Origin of the sequence: Pedobacter sp. PACM 27299, assembly GCF_001412655.1 — a bacterium.
Taxonomy (GTDB): Bacteria; Bacteroidota; Bacteroidia; order Sphingobacteriales; family Sphingobacteriaceae; genus Pedobacter.
This window is the reverse complement of sequence record NZ_CP012996.1, coordinates 1,623,749-1,640,638: the sequence shown is the minus strand read 5'-3', so window position 1 is coordinate 1,640,638 and position 16,890 is coordinate 1,623,749. Positions and strand designations below refer to the sequence as shown.

At 40.0% G+C, this 16,890-nt stretch carries 15 protein-coding genes and 4 tRNA genes; 12 read left to right on the top strand and 7 right to left on the bottom strand.

The features are described 5' to 3' along the window. Window positions 1-36 precede the first annotated feature (36 nt). From AQ505_RS26610 to AQ505_RS07040, 4 genes are all read left to right on the top strand, one after another. Window positions 37-225 (top strand): hypothetical protein, encoded by a 189-nt coding sequence (locus AQ505_RS26610; RefSeq protein ID WP_197286319.1) that lies wholly within the window; start codon window positions 37-39, stop codon window positions 223-225. 285 nt (window positions 226-510) lie between these two features. Continuing rightward, window positions 511-1,026 (top strand): heme-binding protein, encoded by a 516-nt coding sequence (locus tag AQ505_RS07050; RefSeq protein WP_062547529.1) that lies wholly within the window; start codon window positions 511-513, stop codon window positions 1,024-1,026. Window positions 1,027-1,050: 24 nt separating this feature from the next. Continuing rightward, a complete protein-coding gene (gene uraH, locus AQ505_RS07045; RefSeq protein WP_062547528.1) occupies window positions 1,051-1,458 on the top strand; it encodes a hydroxyisourate hydrolase in 408 nt (135 codons plus the stop codon). A gap of 293 nt (window positions 1,459-1,751) precedes the next feature. Continuing rightward, window positions 1,752-3,920: a hypothetical protein gene (locus tag AQ505_RS07040; protein ID WP_062547527.1), complete on the top strand. Its 2,169-nt coding sequence runs from the start codon at window positions 1,752-1,754 to the stop codon at window positions 3,918-3,920. A 484-nt stretch (window positions 3,921-4,404) separates the two neighbouring features. Here AQ505_RS07040 and AQ505_RS07030 read toward each other — a convergent pair whose 3' ends face one another. Continuing rightward, window positions 4,405-4,587: a hypothetical protein gene (locus AQ505_RS07030; RefSeq protein WP_062547525.1), complete on the bottom strand. Its 183-nt coding sequence runs from the start codon at window positions 4,585-4,587 to the stop codon at window positions 4,405-4,407. Between the two features lie 399 nt (window positions 4,588-4,986). Next, window positions 4,987-5,577 (bottom strand): hypothetical protein, encoded by a 591-nt coding sequence (locus AQ505_RS07025; RefSeq protein WP_062547524.1) that lies wholly within the window; start codon window positions 5,575-5,577, stop codon window positions 4,987-4,989. Between the two features lie 385 nt (window positions 5,578-5,962). Here AQ505_RS07025 and AQ505_RS07020 point away from each other — a divergent pair, with 385 nt between their 5' ends. Then, a complete protein-coding gene (locus tag AQ505_RS07020; RefSeq protein WP_062547523.1) occupies window positions 5,963-6,235 on the top strand; it encodes a hypothetical protein in 273 nt (90 codons plus the stop codon). Between the two features lie 185 nt (window positions 6,236-6,420). On the opposite strand, the gene AQ505_RS07015 is transcribed toward AQ505_RS07020, so the two are convergent. From AQ505_RS07015 to AQ505_RS06995, 5 genes are all read right to left on the bottom strand, one after another. Beyond that, window positions 6,421-6,494: transfer RNA gene (locus AQ505_RS07015), tRNA-Pro, on the bottom strand. Between the two features lie 58 nt (window positions 6,495-6,552). Beyond that, window positions 6,553-6,626 (bottom strand) — tRNA-Pro (locus AQ505_RS07010). A 57-nt stretch (window positions 6,627-6,683) separates the two neighbouring features. Further along, a tRNA-Pro gene (locus AQ505_RS07005) sits at window positions 6,684-6,757 on the bottom strand. Between the two features lie 88 nt (window positions 6,758-6,845). Then, window positions 6,846-6,932, bottom strand: a tRNA-Ser gene (locus AQ505_RS07000). Between the two features lie 91 nt (window positions 6,933-7,023). Beyond that, window positions 7,024-9,102 carry an HD family phosphohydrolase gene (locus AQ505_RS06995; protein WP_062547522.1) on the bottom strand — a complete coding sequence of 693 codons (2,079 nt, stop codon included), beginning with the start codon at window positions 9,100-9,102 and terminating at the stop codon, window positions 7,024-7,026. Between the two features lie 155 nt (window positions 9,103-9,257). On the opposite strand from AQ505_RS06995, the gene AQ505_RS06990 reads away from it, so the two are divergent. The 7 genes from AQ505_RS06990 (at window position 9,258) to AQ505_RS06960 (ending at window position 16,886) form a co-directional block, all read left to right on the top strand. Further along, window positions 9,258-10,115, top strand: a complete 858-nt coding sequence (locus tag AQ505_RS06990) for an SPFH domain-containing protein (protein ID WP_062547521.1) — start codon at window positions 9,258-9,260, stop codon at window positions 10,113-10,115. A 12-nt stretch (window positions 10,116-10,127) separates the two neighbouring features. Beyond that, window positions 10,128-10,313 (top strand): hypothetical protein, encoded by a 186-nt coding sequence (locus AQ505_RS06985; protein WP_062547520.1) that lies wholly within the window; start codon window positions 10,128-10,130, stop codon window positions 10,311-10,313. A gap of 72 nt (window positions 10,314-10,385) precedes the next feature. Further along, window positions 10,386-11,564, top strand: coding sequence for an acetyl-CoA C-acyltransferase (locus AQ505_RS06980; RefSeq protein ID WP_062547519.1), 1,179 nt, complete (start codon window positions 10,386-10,388; stop codon window positions 11,562-11,564). After that, the gene (locus AQ505_RS06975; RefSeq protein WP_062547518.1) at window positions 11,565-12,485 is read left to right on the top strand and encodes a hypothetical protein; all 921 of its coding nucleotides are present in this window, start codon (window positions 11,565-11,567) and stop codon (window positions 12,483-12,485) included. It begins immediately after the preceding gene. A 182-nt stretch (window positions 12,486-12,667) separates the two neighbouring features. After that, window positions 12,668-14,437 (top strand): peptide MFS transporter, encoded by a 1,770-nt coding sequence (locus AQ505_RS06970; RefSeq protein ID WP_062547517.1) that lies wholly within the window; start codon window positions 12,668-12,670, stop codon window positions 14,435-14,437. A 64-nt stretch (window positions 14,438-14,501) separates the two neighbouring features. Continuing rightward, complete coding sequence (locus tag AQ505_RS06965) at window positions 14,502-16,055, top strand: peptide MFS transporter (RefSeq protein WP_062547516.1); 1,554 nt, start codon at window positions 14,502-14,504, stop codon at window positions 16,053-16,055. Window positions 16,056-16,157: 102 nt separating this feature from the next. Continuing rightward, entirely contained in the window at window positions 16,158-16,886 is a 729-nt protein-coding gene (locus AQ505_RS06960) for a polyprenol monophosphomannose synthase (RefSeq protein ID WP_062547515.1), read from the top strand. The last annotated feature ends 4 nt before the right edge of the window (window positions 16,887-16,890 follow it).

Below are 16,890 nucleotides of genomic sequence, written 5' to 3'. Positions count from 1 at the left end.
CTTGATTACAATGACGTTTGTAAACATCATTATTTTGTGAGTAAAGGCTGTATCAGACTTTATACGGTAAATTCTGCAGGTTTGGAGAGTACAAGATTTTTTGCTTTAGAAGGTGGGTTTGGAACTGCATTACCCAGTCTGATCGACCAGCAACCTGCACTTGAATATTTACAAACGATTGATCAGAATTATTATGCATTACAAGAGCTGATTTCTATGATTTAGTGGATCATTTACCACAATTTGCAAAGATCTATCGTAATATTCTGGAATTGGAATTCATCACCGCACAAAAAAGTATATATCGTTTTCAAGGATTGAACGCAATGGAAAAAGTGAAGTGGATAAATAGTTATTATACTGGTATTTTACTAAGAATTTCTAATAAAATGACAGCTTCCTACCTTGGAATTTCTCCTTCTACGCTAAGCAGAATCAAGATTAAACTTTAAAAACGTTGACCTATATCAACGTTTTTAATAAAAGTTCCATTTAGGTTTGTAAAAAAACATGCGATTAGGTAGATCTATAATTTTATCCTTTTTTTTACCCATCACTGCATATGGGCAAACTAACAATAGCCAACTTGCAGCAGGACTTCTTATAAAATCGGATCAACTGACACTTCAGACTGCGCTTCACCTTACTGATTTAGCAAGGACGAAAGCAGCTGCTTTAAAAAAAGAGGTGGCTATTGCGATATTGGATTCGGGAGGACAGATCATCATGATCAGCAGAGGTGACGGAGTAGGTTTTCACAATACAGAAGCCGCCAGGCGCAAAGCATTTACAGCAGTGTCTACAAAAACAACTACACTCACACTATCAAGAAATGCGCGATCAAATCCAGATACAGAAAATTTAGCCAGTTTACCAGAACTTTTACTGCTAGGTGGAGGAGTTCCTATTTACCACAATGGGAAAGTAATTGGGGCAATCGGTATAGCTGGAGGCGGCAGTCCAAATAATGACGATCTGATAGGGAAATCAGCTAGAATCATAGCCGCTGATATTATTGCTCAATAGTATTTAACCTTTAAAAACGAAAATATGAAAAAATTAATTTTAGGTGTCCTGCTTATTTTATTAAGCCGCACAACTCATGCACAAGATCCATCCTATCTATTGTCCAGTCACATCCTCGATATATCTACAGGACTTCCGGCACCTGGTGTTCCTGTAAAACTGGAGCAATTAAATGAACAGACGAAATTGTGGACTTTAATCGATCAAAAGAGCACGGATGAAAATGGAAGAATTAAAAACTTTCTGGAAGAAAAGCATTCTCAAAAAGGAATATACAAACTAACATTTCTAACAGCTGATTATTTTAAACATAAAAATACTGATAGCTTTTATCCCTTTATTCAAGTGGTATTTCAAATAAAAGACAGCAAACACTACCATGTGCCAATCACCTTGTCGCCCTATGGTTACAGCACTTATAGAGGTAATTAAAAGCAGTGCTCCACCTAGCATTTATAAAACAAAAACCGGCAATGTTAAAAATTGCCGGTTTTTGTTTTTAAAGAAGGTCTTAAAATCTGAATTGGCTACAAATTACAATAATCTTTAAAATCCACACGAAAATCCAGCTGACTAAACAATCGTTACAGTGTAATCCTGATCACTCGGCTATTTTTTTTAGGTAATCTGACACTTTCATCCCTGTAAAGAACTTTATAACATTTTTATTAGATTGCCCACTGGTATTTTATGCCAGCAATAGAAATCATAAAAAAACTATGCTTATGACTAAAAAAATAATCCCCGTATTTACAGCATTGACGTTTATCTTGGTATTAGGCAGCTTTGTTACCTCGTATTCATCAGAAGAAAAAAAACAGGAGCGTAAAATAGAGGGAAAGATTGCTTACAACAAGCAGAAACACAGCATTACGTTATCATGGCCGGCATTTGGCACTTCTGGAAATTATGTGATCACAAGAGGTGGCAGTCGATTGGCATCAAAGTTTGTATCAAAGGGTTCGACCTCTAAACTGACATTTACAGATCTTAAACCAAATGCTGATAAGTACGAAAACTATTATAAAATTACCCGTAACGCCATCACTATAATTGTTTCATTAGAAGCCCAGATTTTTGGCAGCAATATGTATTTCTACGATAGAAAATATGAAAAAGCAGAATCTGCAAGAAACGAAATTAATTCGCAGTTTGGGACTATTGGTCTGGGCGGAGCAAATGGCGAATGGACTACCAAACGTCAGGCCTATTATTTTAAAGCTAATGTTGAGGGGCAAACTTACGATCCCGGTGGCTCCGGTTCTGCCTCATTGGCTGAAGCCAAATCGATAGAGTTAGGATTCTATTCGCACATTGGAGGCCTGGGTAAAGTACCAGGTGATGTTAAATTGGGGTCTATATTTACCAGACCTCACCTATCTGGTGGCGCAAATGCAACCTGTACATTTTGGCGTTCTGTGGAAAATGTAGCAGTCATGAGAGATTTTGCCTGGACCGTATCTCAATCCACTAGTGCAAGAAGAATGTTGATTGAAAGCAGTTCGAAATATATTTCAGATGTTGGAGAAAACAACTTTTGGGGCAGTGGCGGTTTTATTGCTGACACACATTACACCTCATCCAGACCAAACTGGGGCGGACAGCAACAATGGTACACTAGAAATGCAACTTTCCCTGCAGGTTCAGGAGCCATGGGTGGTTCTTATAATATGGTTTGGCAAGGATGCATCAATCCTCCAAAAGCGGACGATACTAACGCTCCCATTCCTACTACCCCTATTATCAGAGAAAAACCTTTCCTTTTTATAGACAATGATGGAGAATACAAAGTATTCGTTCCAGCATGGCAAAAGGATAGAGTTGGCGTTTCCTGGTCTTCTACAGATATGGGTAAAGGTAAGTTTCAGGATCTGGTCAGCGACTGGTATGTTGCCAAAGAAGGCGACACTGATCTGGAGATCAATGCCGCGCTAAAGGCTGGTAAAAACATATTTTTCACACCAGGACATTACGCCTTAAATGCCCCAATTCAAGTGAATAGAAAAGATGCGATATTACTGGGTGCAGGTATCGCTTCTGTTACACTAGAGCCTACTGAGAAAAACACCTGGGGATGTATCTATGCGGACGATAAAGATGGAGTTATCATCGCAGGATTACTGATGGATTCCTTCAACAGTACTACTTATCAAGTTAGAATTGGTGCAGAAGGCGCAAATGCGGACCATGCTGTAAATCCTATCCTGCTGACAGATATCACTTGCAGAGTAGGTGGCGTTCAATCAAAAAATATTCAGATCCATACTGCTATGGAAATCAACAGTAATAATGTGGTAGGCGACCACTTCTGGCTGTGGCGTGCTGATCATGGATCTCAGCGCGGTGGAAATGAACGCTGGATAAGAGACAGGTGTAAAAACGGATTGATCGTGACTGGTGATGATGTAACCCTTTACGCCTTGTTTGCAGAGCACTATCAGGAATATGAAGTACTATGGCTGGGAGAACGAGGCAGAACTTATTTCTTCCAAAATGAGCCACCTTACGATGCCCCAAATCAGACCAGCTGGAGCAGCCAGGGAGGCAGAGTGGATGGTTATGCCGCATTCAAAGTAGCGAATACAGTGAAAGAACACTATAGCATTGGAATGGGTTCTTACGCAGTTTTAACAGGAACTGACGGCCATGTGAATAAGAAAAATGGTTTTGAAATTCCGAATAGTCCGAATGTGAAACTAGAGAAAATGTGTACCACTCGTTTTGCAGGTACAGGTAATATCTTAGAGGTGATCAATGGTATTGGTGGCAGCACCGCAACAGGTGTGAAACGTGTGGCCTTATACAACAATGGCCTTGGAACGCAACCTTTCGACGAAGAATTTGAGTTGCCTGATCACGAATCCTATCCCGAGTATATTTTGATGGATAAATAAGAAAATAGAATTCATAAAAAAGAGGCCAGGAAAATTCCTGGCCTCTTTTCATATCCTACTATAACCACAAATCTAAGTGAGCCCCTACAAAACCACTATGATCATCATAATTTTCCGATGAGTATGAAATACGTTCCCCTTCTCCAGTAACATTATTATTGGTTTTAATGATAGCCAAATAAGGCTGAACAGTTTGGGCTCTGACTGTGATCAAACTGGTCGTGATGAATAATACGATAAGAGATATAAATGTTCTCCTAAGAATAGAATTTGGCATTTAAATTTTAATCAGCGCATCGCTTTTCTTCAAATGTAGATTAATTTGAGTAAAATTTATTTCCTATTCAGTTTAAAGTTTCCGTTCGCATGGTCCTTTTCATAGTGATAACCGTCATTAAATTCAAGCATCCAACCCTCAGCTATTATTTTTCTCTCTTAAGCGTGAGGAGTCCTTCACAAGAGATTTCTTTAATAAGTTGAGATATTACCGCGGTAAGCAGCAAGGACAGGAGAAACCAGAATCGTCATCATCATCTTCATAGTTGGAGAGGGAGAAATTTTCAATTAAAGGCGACATCCCCATATGACCATCCGGTTGTTCATTAACATTTTCCTCTTTCGGATTGGCATTAGCTGCAGCAGATGGTAAGTGATTCAGGTTGTTCATAATTTCAGTTTCTATTACTTTCAAAGATAGGTATGCAGATGATAAAGCTTGTTCAGGCCTTGCAAATAAGCATAATCAACTTTTTAAATACGCAAAATAAGGACATCATCCTGTTAAGCCCTTATTTTGGCAGGCATCAAAGAAAATTATGCTATTAAAGAATTGGATGCAGAAACATTTTACCATCCAAAGTTATCCAGCTGAAATAATTGTATGGCCATTCTTTTGTTTTATGATTAACCATTTTAGACAGTTGCAGTTCGTCTATTGGTTCGACATGGACTTTACCACTTGGATAGTGGCACTGGTATAAATGCTGATCCGTTATAAAGGTTATGGTTTGCTGATCTGGTGACAATGCTGAAAATTCTCCCCGGATTCTGCCTTTTCCTGACCGGGTTATTTCATAAGCTTACCAGTCCCCTGGTTAAAAACATAGTCATTATCCACCATTAACAAATTAGGTCCAATCTTTAGCATATCTCGGTTTTGCCATTGTCCGTCGCCCTCAATAACTGTAGGTCTATCTATACTGTACACTTTTAACCCTGATTTTTGTGCAGTGATTAAATAAAATCTATTTCCTACACTATATGGACCGGAAATGCGCGCAATAAAACTTGTTTTAGCAGGATTAATATAGGTAACGTCATAAAAGTCGTATTGTGAACGCTCCCCAGAAGGGTAAGCTGAGGATTCGGAATTATAAGGGGAAGCCACCTGCGGATCTATCCTGATGACGGTATTGTTGTAAAGTACTTCATTCCACTCCTCGAATTGGTTAGATCCGAATAGGCCCCCTACCCATTTTTGTTGCTTACTTTTTAGATGCCGCTGTGAAAATATTGGTTTTTTATTATTGGGGAGTTCATTTAAATTAACTTTTACATCAAAAAGTGCAGCTTGATATACTTTTTCATGCTTACATGAAGAAAATATGGTCAACGATATACAAAGTATAAGCTTGTTTTTTAAATGAATATTAGTCATAATCTTACTAAGATAACTATAGTAAAATAGAATTTGATTTCTATGTTGTGTCGGATTGGTAGGATGTCATCCTCCAAAATAAACTTTAAATAAAATTGGTGTAATTTTTCAAACACTTCCGAAAGGAAGGGGTTTCGTCCAATTTTAGATTAATTCTTACTATACTCTGTTTATAAAAACAATACGAAAACATACAACAAACAGCAATGGAGATAATAAAATTAAACGGAATTATAGCCAATATCATAGGTTCAGTAATGTTCAGGAGTTATTTATTATTCGATCTGTAACTAAATTCAGTATCCGATTGATCCAACTTTTGTAAATGAGGTAAAATTCAGATCTTGTGAAGTGTGCTAAAAAGCTAACCTAAATCTAAATTAATATGAAAATAAAATTCGTCCCAACAATCATCATTTTGGTGATTTTTGCTTTGCTCATAGCATTTACCTCTGAGGACAACTCAGCGGCTGATGGGCGTACACAATTTGGCTTCCCCTTTATTTTTTATGTATTTAACGGCGGTAAACTTTCCGATCCTACTGTAATGCCCGCACCTAGTTTTCGACCTCTATACTTATTTGCAGATTTTGTAGTACTTATTGCTACAATTATTTTAGGCAATTTTATGGATAAAAAATGGAGGCAAACTAAATAGCTTATCATTGTTTAGACCTGATCGCATTGCTGTTATGTAGCTGTGTAATTAAATCCATTGTCTCGTTCTGAAATCACAAGATTGATCCAATATAACCTGCTGTCTGTTGATTTGATAGAAACGAAAAAACCCTCTAAACTGTAAAGGTTAGAGGGGTTTTAATAGAATTTGATTTCTATGTTGTGTCGGGGTGGCAGGATTCGAACCTACGACCTCCTGCTCCCAAAGCAGGCGCGATACCGGGCTACGCTACACCCCGAACTGGTATCAATCTTTTTTACTGGTCATTATAAAATTACTCTTCCAAGTAATTTGTGTCGGGGTGGCAGGATTCGAACCTACGACCTCCTGCTCCCAAAGCAGGCGCGATACCGGGCTACGCTACACCCCGAACTGGTATCAATCTTTTTTACTGGTCATTATTAATTACTCTTCCAAGTAATTTGTGTCGGGGTGGCAGGATTCGAACCTACGACCTCCTGCTCCCAAAGCAGGCGCGATACCGGGCTACGCTACACCCCGAACTGGTATCATCTTTCTCCCTCTTTCGGAGGGCTGTAAAAACACTGATTATTTTGGTAAGACCTAATTATCGTTGTCTTTCATTATGCGGAGAGGGCGGGATTCGAACCCGCGGTACCGTTGCCAGTACGACAGTTTAGCAAACTGTTCCTTTCGGCCACTCAGGCACCTCTCCTTTTCAATTAACTTTCCCGCTTTAAACAAAAACCGTTGCTGTTTTTCGGGATTGCAAATATAGGAAGATGATTGGTAGTTCCAAAAAAAATTTAAACATTTTGTAGGTAATCTATACGCACATGATAGATGCTCATCAGCATAGTCTTGAATATCAACTTTATAGTTTCTAAATCTTTTAAAGTAATATCGCAATTATCTAACTGATTTTGTTCTAATTTATAGTTAATGATCCTTTCGACCAGGTCATTTATACTTTGCGCGTCCGGATTTTTAAGACTTCTTGAGGCTGCTTCCACTGAATCTGCCAGCATTAATACCCCAGTTTCCTTAGAAAAAGGGATCGGACCAGGGTAACGGAAGATGTTTTCGTCCACAAATTTCTCCGGAGAGTTCTTCAAAAACGACTGATAGAAATAATCTACCCTGGTATTTCCATGGTGCGTTCTGATAAAATCGATCACACTTTCCGGTAATTGATGTCTGCGAGTAATTTCTATGCCTTTATGAACATGTTTAATGATGATCTGTGCACTTTGCTCATAAGGCAGCTTATCATGCGGACTGAGCGCTGTATTCTGATTCTCTATAAAGTATTGAGGATTCTCAATTTTACCGATATCGTGATACAATGCACCAGCTCTTACCAATAGCGAGTTCCCTCCTATTTTAAATATTGCAGCTTCTGCGAGATTCGCTACCTGTAAAGAATGCTGGAAGGTACCAGGCGCTTTAAACGCCAGCTCTCTCAATAATTTATTATTCGTATTCGTCAATTCAATCAAGGCCACATCTGAAGTGATGCCGAACAGCCTTTCAAAAGCATAAATTAATGGATAAGCCAGGAGCGACAATAGTACACTGATAATGAAAGGCACAAAGTTAAGCCACTCAATCTCAGAGAATGATCCTTCTCTCAATAATCCAATCCCTAGGAAGGAAACAAAATAAGCCGAAAGTATGAATAAGGCAGAAAGCAGCAATTGCTCTCTTTTTATCAGGTTTCTGATACTATAAATCGCCACCATCCCTGAAGTAATCTGGTAAAAGACGAACTCAAAACTGTTCGGCACAAAGAAACCGGCAATCAGGATCACCAGCAAATGCAGGTATAATGCTAAACGCGTATCAAACAAAATCCGAATGATGATTGGTACAATACAGAAGGGAATGTAATAGATGCTAGGCAGGTTCAGTTTAATCGCCCAGGTCAAGCACAGCAGCATCGTGGTGATCACCAATAGTAATAAAGACAGCTGACGGTTGTCCGCAAAAATATCCTTCCTGAACAGCTTTAAAAAGAACATCAGCAGACTTACAATAAAGCCTACCAGTAAAATTTGTCCGAGGTAAACGAGTTTACTGTCGCCAATAGTTTTCGTTTGTGCTTCATAAGCCTCTTTAAAAGAGAGTAACTTTTGATAGATTTCGTCATCCACCACATTGTCTTTCGCAATGATCAGCTCCCCTTTCTGTACCATCCCACGGGTAGTAGAAAGACTGTTGATCGTATTTTCCTGGACAATATTAGTCAGCTTTTCATCGAAAATAATATTGGGCTGCAAATGATCTTCTACCAACCCGACAATCATCTCTTTAACTTTCAGGTTCACTGAAGTATAATTTTTCTCAAAGTATTCTAACGCAGATTGTACAGTAAAAACATCCTGGGTACTCAGGTTTTTACTGATATTATTGTTTAACAGCGCAAAATCATAGTATTTATTCCCTTTCTGATGTTTTACATTCATCGCAATGATGCCTCTGTTGTAAATCGATTCCAGCAGTTTCAAAGAAGAAGCTTTATAAGCAGCCTTATCTTCTTCAGGAAAAGCATTGGTCTTCCATTTTACATCAAATTCATTGGAATAAGCTTCCTCCACATTGTGAATCAGCTCCGTATTCATCTTATAGATAGGCAGCACATTGTTCAAAGCATCCTTTTTATCCGTCGTCACCTGAGGGATTGTTTTCAAGATCGCAAAGCTGAATGGAGAAACCAGGTCTTTATTTTTCCAGATCTCCCCCTTTTCAAATTCATATCTGAACCTGGGTTGTTTAGGTAAAAACACCGTTATGATCAATACAGACAGTACCATCATCACATATTTGATGTTTGATGAATACTTACGATAAAGCACCCTGTGGGAATTCTTTTTGATTTTTGCCAAAATGATATAAAATTGATTTCATTCAAAAATAATACAATTTTTCCTCATATCGGCTTTTGAGACAGGTAATCCTGCGAAGGGATCTGATTTACAATGAAAATCCTTGCTTTTATGAAAAAAAATTCGTCAATTTATGATATCAAATCAATATCATTATGTATCAGGAAAAAATCATTACTCCCCCATCGGGCTACCTTACATTTGTCCTCTTTCTGGCGCTCTTAGGCGGCGGAATCTATGCATTAGCCAGTAAACAATATGCGGTTGGCGCGATCGCCCTTGCCATCAACTTCATTCTGGTTTTACCAGGGCTGATCATCAACAATCCAAATGAATCAAAAGTACTTACCCTTTTTGGAAAGTATGTAGGCACCGTAAAAACAGACGGGTTTTTCTGGGTAAACCCATTAACGATTAAAAAGAGTGTTTCTTTAAAAGCGAGAAACCTGAATGGTCACCAGATCAAGGTAAATGACAAACTAGGAAACCCGATTGAAATTGCAGCTGTAGTAGTCTGGCAAATTCAGGAAACGGCAAAGGCGATGTTTGCAGTGGAAGATTACCTGCAATATGTAGCGATTCAAAGTGAAGCGGCAGTCAGACATTTAGCCAATATCTTCCCTTACGACAACTTTGAAGATGAAGAAGCCACCATCACGCTAAAAGATGGCGCAGAAAAAGTAAGCTCCCTTTTAGAAGCAGAGTTGAGCGAACGCTTGTCGAGAGCAGGAATTGAAGTCATTGAAGCCCGAATTTCACACTTAGCCTATGCACAGGAAATTGCCAGTGCGATGCTGCAGCGCCAACAGGCTACGGCAGTAATCGCTGCCCGGAAATTAATCGTAGAAGGCGCAGTGAGTATGGTAGAAATGGCATTGGACAGACTTTCAGAAAAAAACATCGTAGAGCTTGATGAAGAACGTAAAGCCTCCATGGTGAGTAACCTATTGGTGGTCCTTTGCGGCGAAAGGAATGTACAGCCTATCCTGAATACCGGTACGCTATACAATTAATACTTATAAAACATGTCTGAGAAAGATAAAAAAGCTTTTGCACTGAGGATCAATCCTGCCCTGCTCAAAGAGATTGAAAGCTGGGCCACTGATGAATTCAGGAGCATCAACGGGCAAATAGAGTACCTGTTGAATGAAGCGGTGAAATCGAAAAGAAAACGACGGATAAACAAAAATGATACAGATGAGCCTCGTTAAAAACGATGGAGTTTAACCAGCAGATACTACTAATTACTTAACTTTGCTTTCAACCAAAATTAAAAAGCACCAATGAGAGAAGTAGTTATAGTATCTGCAGTTAGAACCCCGATAGGAAGTTTTGGTGGTTCATTATCAAGTTTTTCAGCTCCTCAACTGGGCGGCATAGCCATTAAGGCTGCTGTAGAAAAAGCAGGCATCAGCCTTGCTGACGTTCAGGAAGTATATATGGGCAATGTATTGTCTGCAAATATTGGCCAGGCTCCAGCTACGCAAGCTGCAAAATTTGCCGGTTTACCGGATCTTCCTGCTACCACCATCAATAAAGTATGTGCTTCAGGAACCAAAGCCATCATGCTGGCCGCACAAAGCATCGCCCTTGGCCAAAACGACATTATCGTTGCCGGCGGCATGGAAAGCATGAGCAATGTTCCTTATTATTTAGATAAAGCAAGAAACGGATACCGTTTAGGCCATGGTCAGCTGACCGACGGCTTAGTAAAGGACGGCCTCTGGGATGTATATAATGATTACCACATGGGTTCTGCCGCAGAGCTCTGTGCTGCAGAATGCGAAATTAGCCGCGAAGACCAGGATGCTTTTGCCATCAGTTCTTATCAAAAAGCCCAGGCAGCGCAAAATGAAGGCAAATTCGATGCAGAAATTTTTCCTGTACCTGTAAAAGACCGCAAAGGCGAAGTGACCCTGATTTCGAAAGACGAAGAGCCATTCGCTGTTAAATTCGATAAAATCCCTGGCTTAAAACCAGTATTCAAGAAAGATGGAACGGTAACCGCAGCAAACGCTTCCACCTTAAATGATGGTGCGGCTGCATTGGTACTGATGAGTGCTGATAAAGCAAAGGAACTTGGATTAAATCCATTGGCAAAAATCCTGGCCTATGCAGATGCACAGCAGGCACCGGAATGGTTTACTACTGCGCCAGCAAAAGCAATTCCTCTTGCCTTAAAAAAAGCAGGTAAAAATATCAGCGACGTAGATTATTTTGAAATCAACGAAGCCTTCTCTGTAGTTTCTTTAGCAAACAACAAATTGTTGGAATTAAATGCAGAAAAAGTAAACGTAAATGGTGGCGCCGTAGCCATTGGACATCCACTGGGTGCCTCTGGTGCCAGAATCGTAGTGACCTTACTCACAGTATTGGCCCAAAACAACGGAAAAATCGGCGTAGCCGGAATTTGTAATGGTGGTGGTGGTGCCAGCGCAATTGTTATTGAAAAGTTAAGCTAAATGTTTAAAGCTTTAAAATCGATCCTCTTGGTGATGATATTATGCTGCGCAATGACGATGGTTCATGCGCAGCATAGCTTTCCGCTCACGAATAACCCGGCAATGGTCCGGTTCCAGGACTCTTTAATCCGTATTAGCACTCGGGTAAAGGATGCCCAGAACAACCAGTCTCGTTTCGAAGCGAATGCGCATTTTATAAAAACACTGGTAGAGTCATTGAAAACTCCAGGATCCTTTAACTATCCCTTTGATTCCCTAAAAACGATCTCTACGCTGAGTGCCCCGGATAAATCCTTCCGCATTTTCAGCTGGTACCTCCCGGTAGATGATGGTACTTACCGTTATTTCGGCGCCATACAAGTAGCCAGTAAAGATGGGAAACTAAAATTATTCCCCTTAATCGACAATACAGAACAGCTGAAAAACCCAAATGCCATCACCGGCAATAAAAGCTGGTATGGTGCTTACTACTATCAGATGGTTCCGGTCAGTGGAGCAGGCAAATCGCCTGTCTATGCTTTACTGGGCTGGAAAGGAAACAACAGTAAAACCTCCAAAAAAGTAATCGAAATATTGTCCTTTGAAAATGGCGAACCGAGCTTCGGAAAAGCCATCTTCGTACAGCCGAAAAACCCAGGTATCAACCGCGTCATCTTTGAGTACAACAAACTCAACTCGATGACCCTAACTATGGACAAAAGCGTAAACATGATCGTTTTTGATCACCTTGCTCCATTTAGCGAAGAAATGATAGGAAATTTTGAATATTATGCTTCCGACCTTAGTTTTGATGCGTATAAAGTGACCGGCGGCAAACTTAAACTCGTTGAGAATGTGGAACTAAAGAATGATCCAAATGAAATGGACGAGCTCTACATCGACCCTAAAGACAAAAAGATTCAACCCATCAAGAAGCTCTAAAGGATGATTGCACTGTCTTAAACTACTTTAAAAATTTGTGAGTTTGACTCTGGGTGCCTATCTTGCGCGATGGTTTATTTTAATATCAAACAAAAACCTTACCAAAACAGAGCCCTCTCCATTATTTATTTATAAGAACTAACTGAACCTTTCAATAAATTATTACACAAAAAAACCAACACATGAATGCACAAAATTTGGACACTCCAAATAACTTTTTTGAGAGTAAGGTACTAGGACATCCAGCAGGTCTGTTTGTTCTATTCTTTACGGAGATGTGGGAAAGATTCTCCTACTATGGGATGCGCGCATTGCTTGTGCTTTTTCTGACTTCTTCCATTATCGGAGACAATCCAGGATGGGGATGGCCAAGAGCTCATGCACTAGCAATTTATGGTTCCTATACAGGTTTAGCTTACTTAACCCCAATCTTAGGGGGGTATATTGCCGACAGGATCATTGGCTACCGCTGGGCAGTAATTGTAGGTGCCTTATTAATGACTTTAGGCCATTTGTCTATGGCCATTGAAATCGACCATTTCTTCATGTACCTGGGCTTATGTCTATTGGTAGTAGGTAATGGTTTCTTCAAACCAAACATGACTTCTATCATTGCACAGATGTACAAAAAACACCCGGAGAAAAAAGATGGTGCCTATACCATTTTCTATATGGGCGTAAACGCTGGTGCATTTTTAGGGATGTTATTGTGCGGATATATCGGAGAAAGCAAAGACTGGGGATGGGCTTATGGATTCGGATTAGCCGGTATCTTTATGTTTATCGGTATGGTTCAGTTCTATTTCACTCAAGGAATTTTCGGCAATATCGGTTTAAAACCGCTTAAAAACGAAGTAGAAGAAGTTTCTGATAATCTTGAAGAAAGCACAAGAAACCCATTCTCTAAATTCGACTTATTGCTGATCGGTGTGATTGCTGTAATTGGCTTATCATGGATCATCAACGATCCGGTTTCCAAAATCACCAGCATGAACTTGTTCGCGTTTAATGTGGGCAGCATGGATGGCAGTAATTTCATGATCATCACTGCATTGGTACTTTTCATCTTTATTTTAGTGAAAAGGATCAGTCAATATACACCAGTATTGCGCGATAAAATGATCGCTGTAATTGTTCTGGCCTTCATTACTATTTTCTTCTGGGCTTCTTTTGAACAAGCAGGTGGTTCAATGACCATCTTTGCAAAGGATTACACCCAACGTATTCTAACCGGTGATTCTAAGGTGATTTTCAATGTAGTCAATACCATGATTACAGTGATTCCTCTAGTCATCATCTCTTATGTATTGCTAAAGCTGTTCTCTAAAACTTTCGGTAAATATTCTATCGGTAACCTTGTTTTAGCTTCAGGATTCATCATCATCTGGGTGATTGTAATCTATATGCTTAAAAACCAATACAGCGAAGTAAAATCAGAAGTTCCAGCCACCTGGTTTGGTATCCTGAACTCGCTGTTCATCATCAGCTGTGCACCAATCGTATCTAAACTATGGGAAAGTAAATACAATCCTTCAGCTACGTTTAAAAACGGATTCGGCATGATTCTTCTAGGAATCGGTTTCGCCGTTCTTGCTTACGGTGCAAGTACCATCCCTCAGGGTGCTGCTGTAGCTTCAGTAAGTATGATCTGGCTGGTATTGGCTTACTTCTTCCATACCATGGGCGAATTGTTCATCTCTCCGGTAGGTTTATCTTATGTAAGTAAGCTTGTTCCTGGAAGAATGATCGCTATTATGTTTGGTATCTGGTATTTAGCCATTGCTATCGGTAACAAAGTTGCGGGTACTATGGGTGGTATGATCGATGAGATCACTTCAAAATATTCCATGACGACCTTCTTCCTGATCTTCACCTTTATCCCTATTGGACTAGGTTTAATCATCATGATGCTGACTCCATTAATGAAACGCCTGATGCACGGTGTAAAATAAAAAAATCAAGCCTTTGGAACTCTCCAAAGGCTTTTTTTACTAACAGAACAATTACGATTAAGATATGGCTGAAAATCTTACTTTAGAACAAATTCAGAATTTTAAGGGCAAGTATCCAAAACAACTTTGGTACCTGTTCTTCTCAGAAATGTGGGAACGTTTCTGTTTCTACGGAATGCGGGGAATGCTGACCTATTTCATGGTTACGCAGTTGATGATGAAAGACGGCGATGCCAATCTTCAATACGGCGCCACTCAGGCTTTCGTTTATGCCTTCACCTTTATTGGAGGGCTCTTTGCAGATAAAATCTTGGGCTTCCGGAAATCCCTTTTCTGGGGCGGTATCCTGATGATTATCGGTAGTGCAATCCTCTCTTATGACCCGCATCAGTTCTTCTTCCTCGGGATCAGTTTCACCGTAGTCGGTACGGGTTTCTTTAAACCCAACATTTCAACGATGGTAGGCTCCCTTTATAAAGGGAATGACCCACGTCGTGATGCCGGTTTCTCTTTGTTTTATGCTGGGATTAACATTGGTGGACTATTGGGTGGCTACGCCTGTATTTACCTCGGAAAAACCTATTCCTGGCACTTGGCATTCGGCCTTGCCGGAATCGTAATGACCATCAGTTTACTGACTTTCATCTTCACAAAAAAGACCCTGGGTCCGATTGGATTATCTCCTTTTAAAGACGAAGAAGTAACGGTGATCTTACCAGAAAGCCTGGATGGAAAATTGCCTGCTGAACCAGCGGTGATCAAAACCAAAGCGATCAACAGAAAATGGTACGATTATGCCGTATATGCGGGATCATTGGCGATCATTCCTGTGATCATGACCATGGTAGCCAAAACACAATATACCGACTGGTTTATGTACATCATAGGCCCTGCTACCTTAGTTTATATCATTTATGAAATGAGTAAATATGGATGGGAAGAGCGTAAAAAACTAATTGCAGCGATCATTTTCATCTTGTTCTCTATTGTATTCTGGGGGATTTACGAACAAAGCGGTGGCTCTATGGCGCTATTCGCAGCCAGAAACCTGGATGATAAACTCCTAGGCGTCATCACCCTCGATCCAAACGGCGTCAACAACTCTGCGAACTCTTTCTTTGTGATCATTTTTGCCTTTGTCTTCAGTCTGGTATGGATTGGATTGGCGAAGAAAAAAATCGAACCAAATACTGTAGTGAAATTCGGATTGGGCTTTTTATTCCTGGCAGGTGGTTTCTTTATCCTGTACAGCACCCGTTTCTTTGCCAATGCACAAGGTATTGCTTCTTTAGACGCCTTTACATTGTCGTACCTGGTGATTACCTTCGGTGAACTTTGCCTCTCTCCCATCGGTTTATCTATTATGACCAAATTATCCCCGGTTAAATTACAGGGTGTAATGATGGGCATGTGGTTCCTGGCCAGTGCTTATGGTCAGTATGTAGCCGGTATTTTAGGTGCACACATGGCACAGGGTGGAGACAATGACACCACAGCTCAAAAATTAATGACCTTCACAGAGGGCTACAAACAGCTGGCTATTTACGCCTTAATTGCTGGAATATTATTGATTATCCTATCACCATTGGTGAAAAAACTAATGGGAGACGTCAAATAATCTCATTTATTTGTGATTTAACATCATTAACCCTCAGTATATAGAATATCCTGAGGGTTTTTTCGTTAAGAATCCATAATTTCGCTCCTAAATTTATATTACGTGTCAGACAGTCTAATTATAATCCCTACCTACAACGAGAAAGAAAATATTGAGAAAATCATTAGAAAGGTTTTCTCCTTGCCTTATTCTTTTGAAGTCCTAATTATTGATGATGGTTCTCCTGATGGAACGGCCGGCATTGTGAAAGGGTTACAGCAAGAATTCCCTGGCCTTCATATCGAAGAAAGAACAGGAAAACTGGGCTTAGGTACGGCCTATATTCATGGTTTCCGCTGGGCACTAGCCCGTCCGCAATACCAGTATATATTTGAAATGGATGCAGATTTCTCTCACAATCCAGATGATTTGATCAGGCTTCGTGAAGCCTGTATAAATGGTGCGGACCTCGCCATCGGCTCCCGTTATGTAAATGGGGTAAATGTAGTGAACTGGCCAATGAACAGGGTATTGATGTCGTACTTTGCTTCCATGTATGTACGCATAATTACCAGGATTAACATTCAGGATGCAACTGCAGGATTTAAATGTTACACCAGACGCGTTTTAGAGACCATCCCTATGGATAAGATCAAATTTGTAGGTTATGCCTTCCAGATTGAGATGAAGTTCACAGCGATCAAATATGGCTTTAAAGTAGTGGAGGTTCCGATCATCTTTACTGACCGTACAGAGGGGACTTCCAAAATGAGCACCCGTATTTTCAGGGAAGCTTTTCTTGGGGTAATTCAAATGAAGGTTTGGAGCTGGTTCAGAACTTACAACCGATAATTCC

What these genes read in the sequence shown, in the direction of transcription:
- AQ505_RS07050 (WP_062547529.1), top strand. Translation starts at nt 511, where the DNA reads ATGCGATTAGGTAGATCTATAATTTTATCCTTTTTTTTACCCATCACT.
- uraH (WP_062547528.1), top strand. Translation starts at nt 1,051, where the DNA reads ATGAAAAAATTAATTTTAGGTGTCCTGCTTATTTTATTAAGCCGCACA.
- AQ505_RS07040 (WP_062547527.1), top strand. Translation starts at nt 1,752, where the DNA reads ATGACTAAAAAAATAATCCCCGTATTTACAGCATTGACGTTTATCTTG.
- AQ505_RS07030 (WP_062547525.1), bottom strand. Translation starts at nt 4,587, where the DNA reads ATGAACAACCTGAATCACTTACCATCTGCTGCAGCTAATGCCAATCCG.
- AQ505_RS07025 (WP_062547524.1), bottom strand. Translation starts at nt 5,577, where the DNA reads ATGACTAATATTCATTTAAAAAACAAGCTTATACTTTGTATATCGTTG.
- AQ505_RS07020 (WP_062547523.1), top strand. Translation starts at nt 5,963, where the DNA reads ATGAAAATAAAATTCGTCCCAACAATCATCATTTTGGTGATTTTTGCT.
- AQ505_RS06990 (WP_062547521.1), top strand. Translation starts at nt 9,258, where the DNA reads ATGTATCAGGAAAAAATCATTACTCCCCCATCGGGCTACCTTACATTT.
- AQ505_RS06985 (WP_062547520.1), top strand. Translation starts at nt 10,128, where the DNA reads ATGTCTGAGAAAGATAAAAAAGCTTTTGCACTGAGGATCAATCCTGCC.
- AQ505_RS06980 (WP_062547519.1), top strand. Translation starts at nt 10,386, where the DNA reads ATGAGAGAAGTAGTTATAGTATCTGCAGTTAGAACCCCGATAGGAAGT.
- AQ505_RS06975 (WP_062547518.1), top strand. Translation starts at nt 11,565, where the DNA reads ATGTTTAAAGCTTTAAAATCGATCCTCTTGGTGATGATATTATGCTGC.
- AQ505_RS06970 (WP_062547517.1), top strand. Translation starts at nt 12,668, where the DNA reads ATGAATGCACAAAATTTGGACACTCCAAATAACTTTTTTGAGAGTAAG.
- AQ505_RS06965 (WP_062547516.1), top strand. Translation starts at nt 14,502, where the DNA reads ATGGCTGAAAATCTTACTTTAGAACAAATTCAGAATTTTAAGGGCAAG.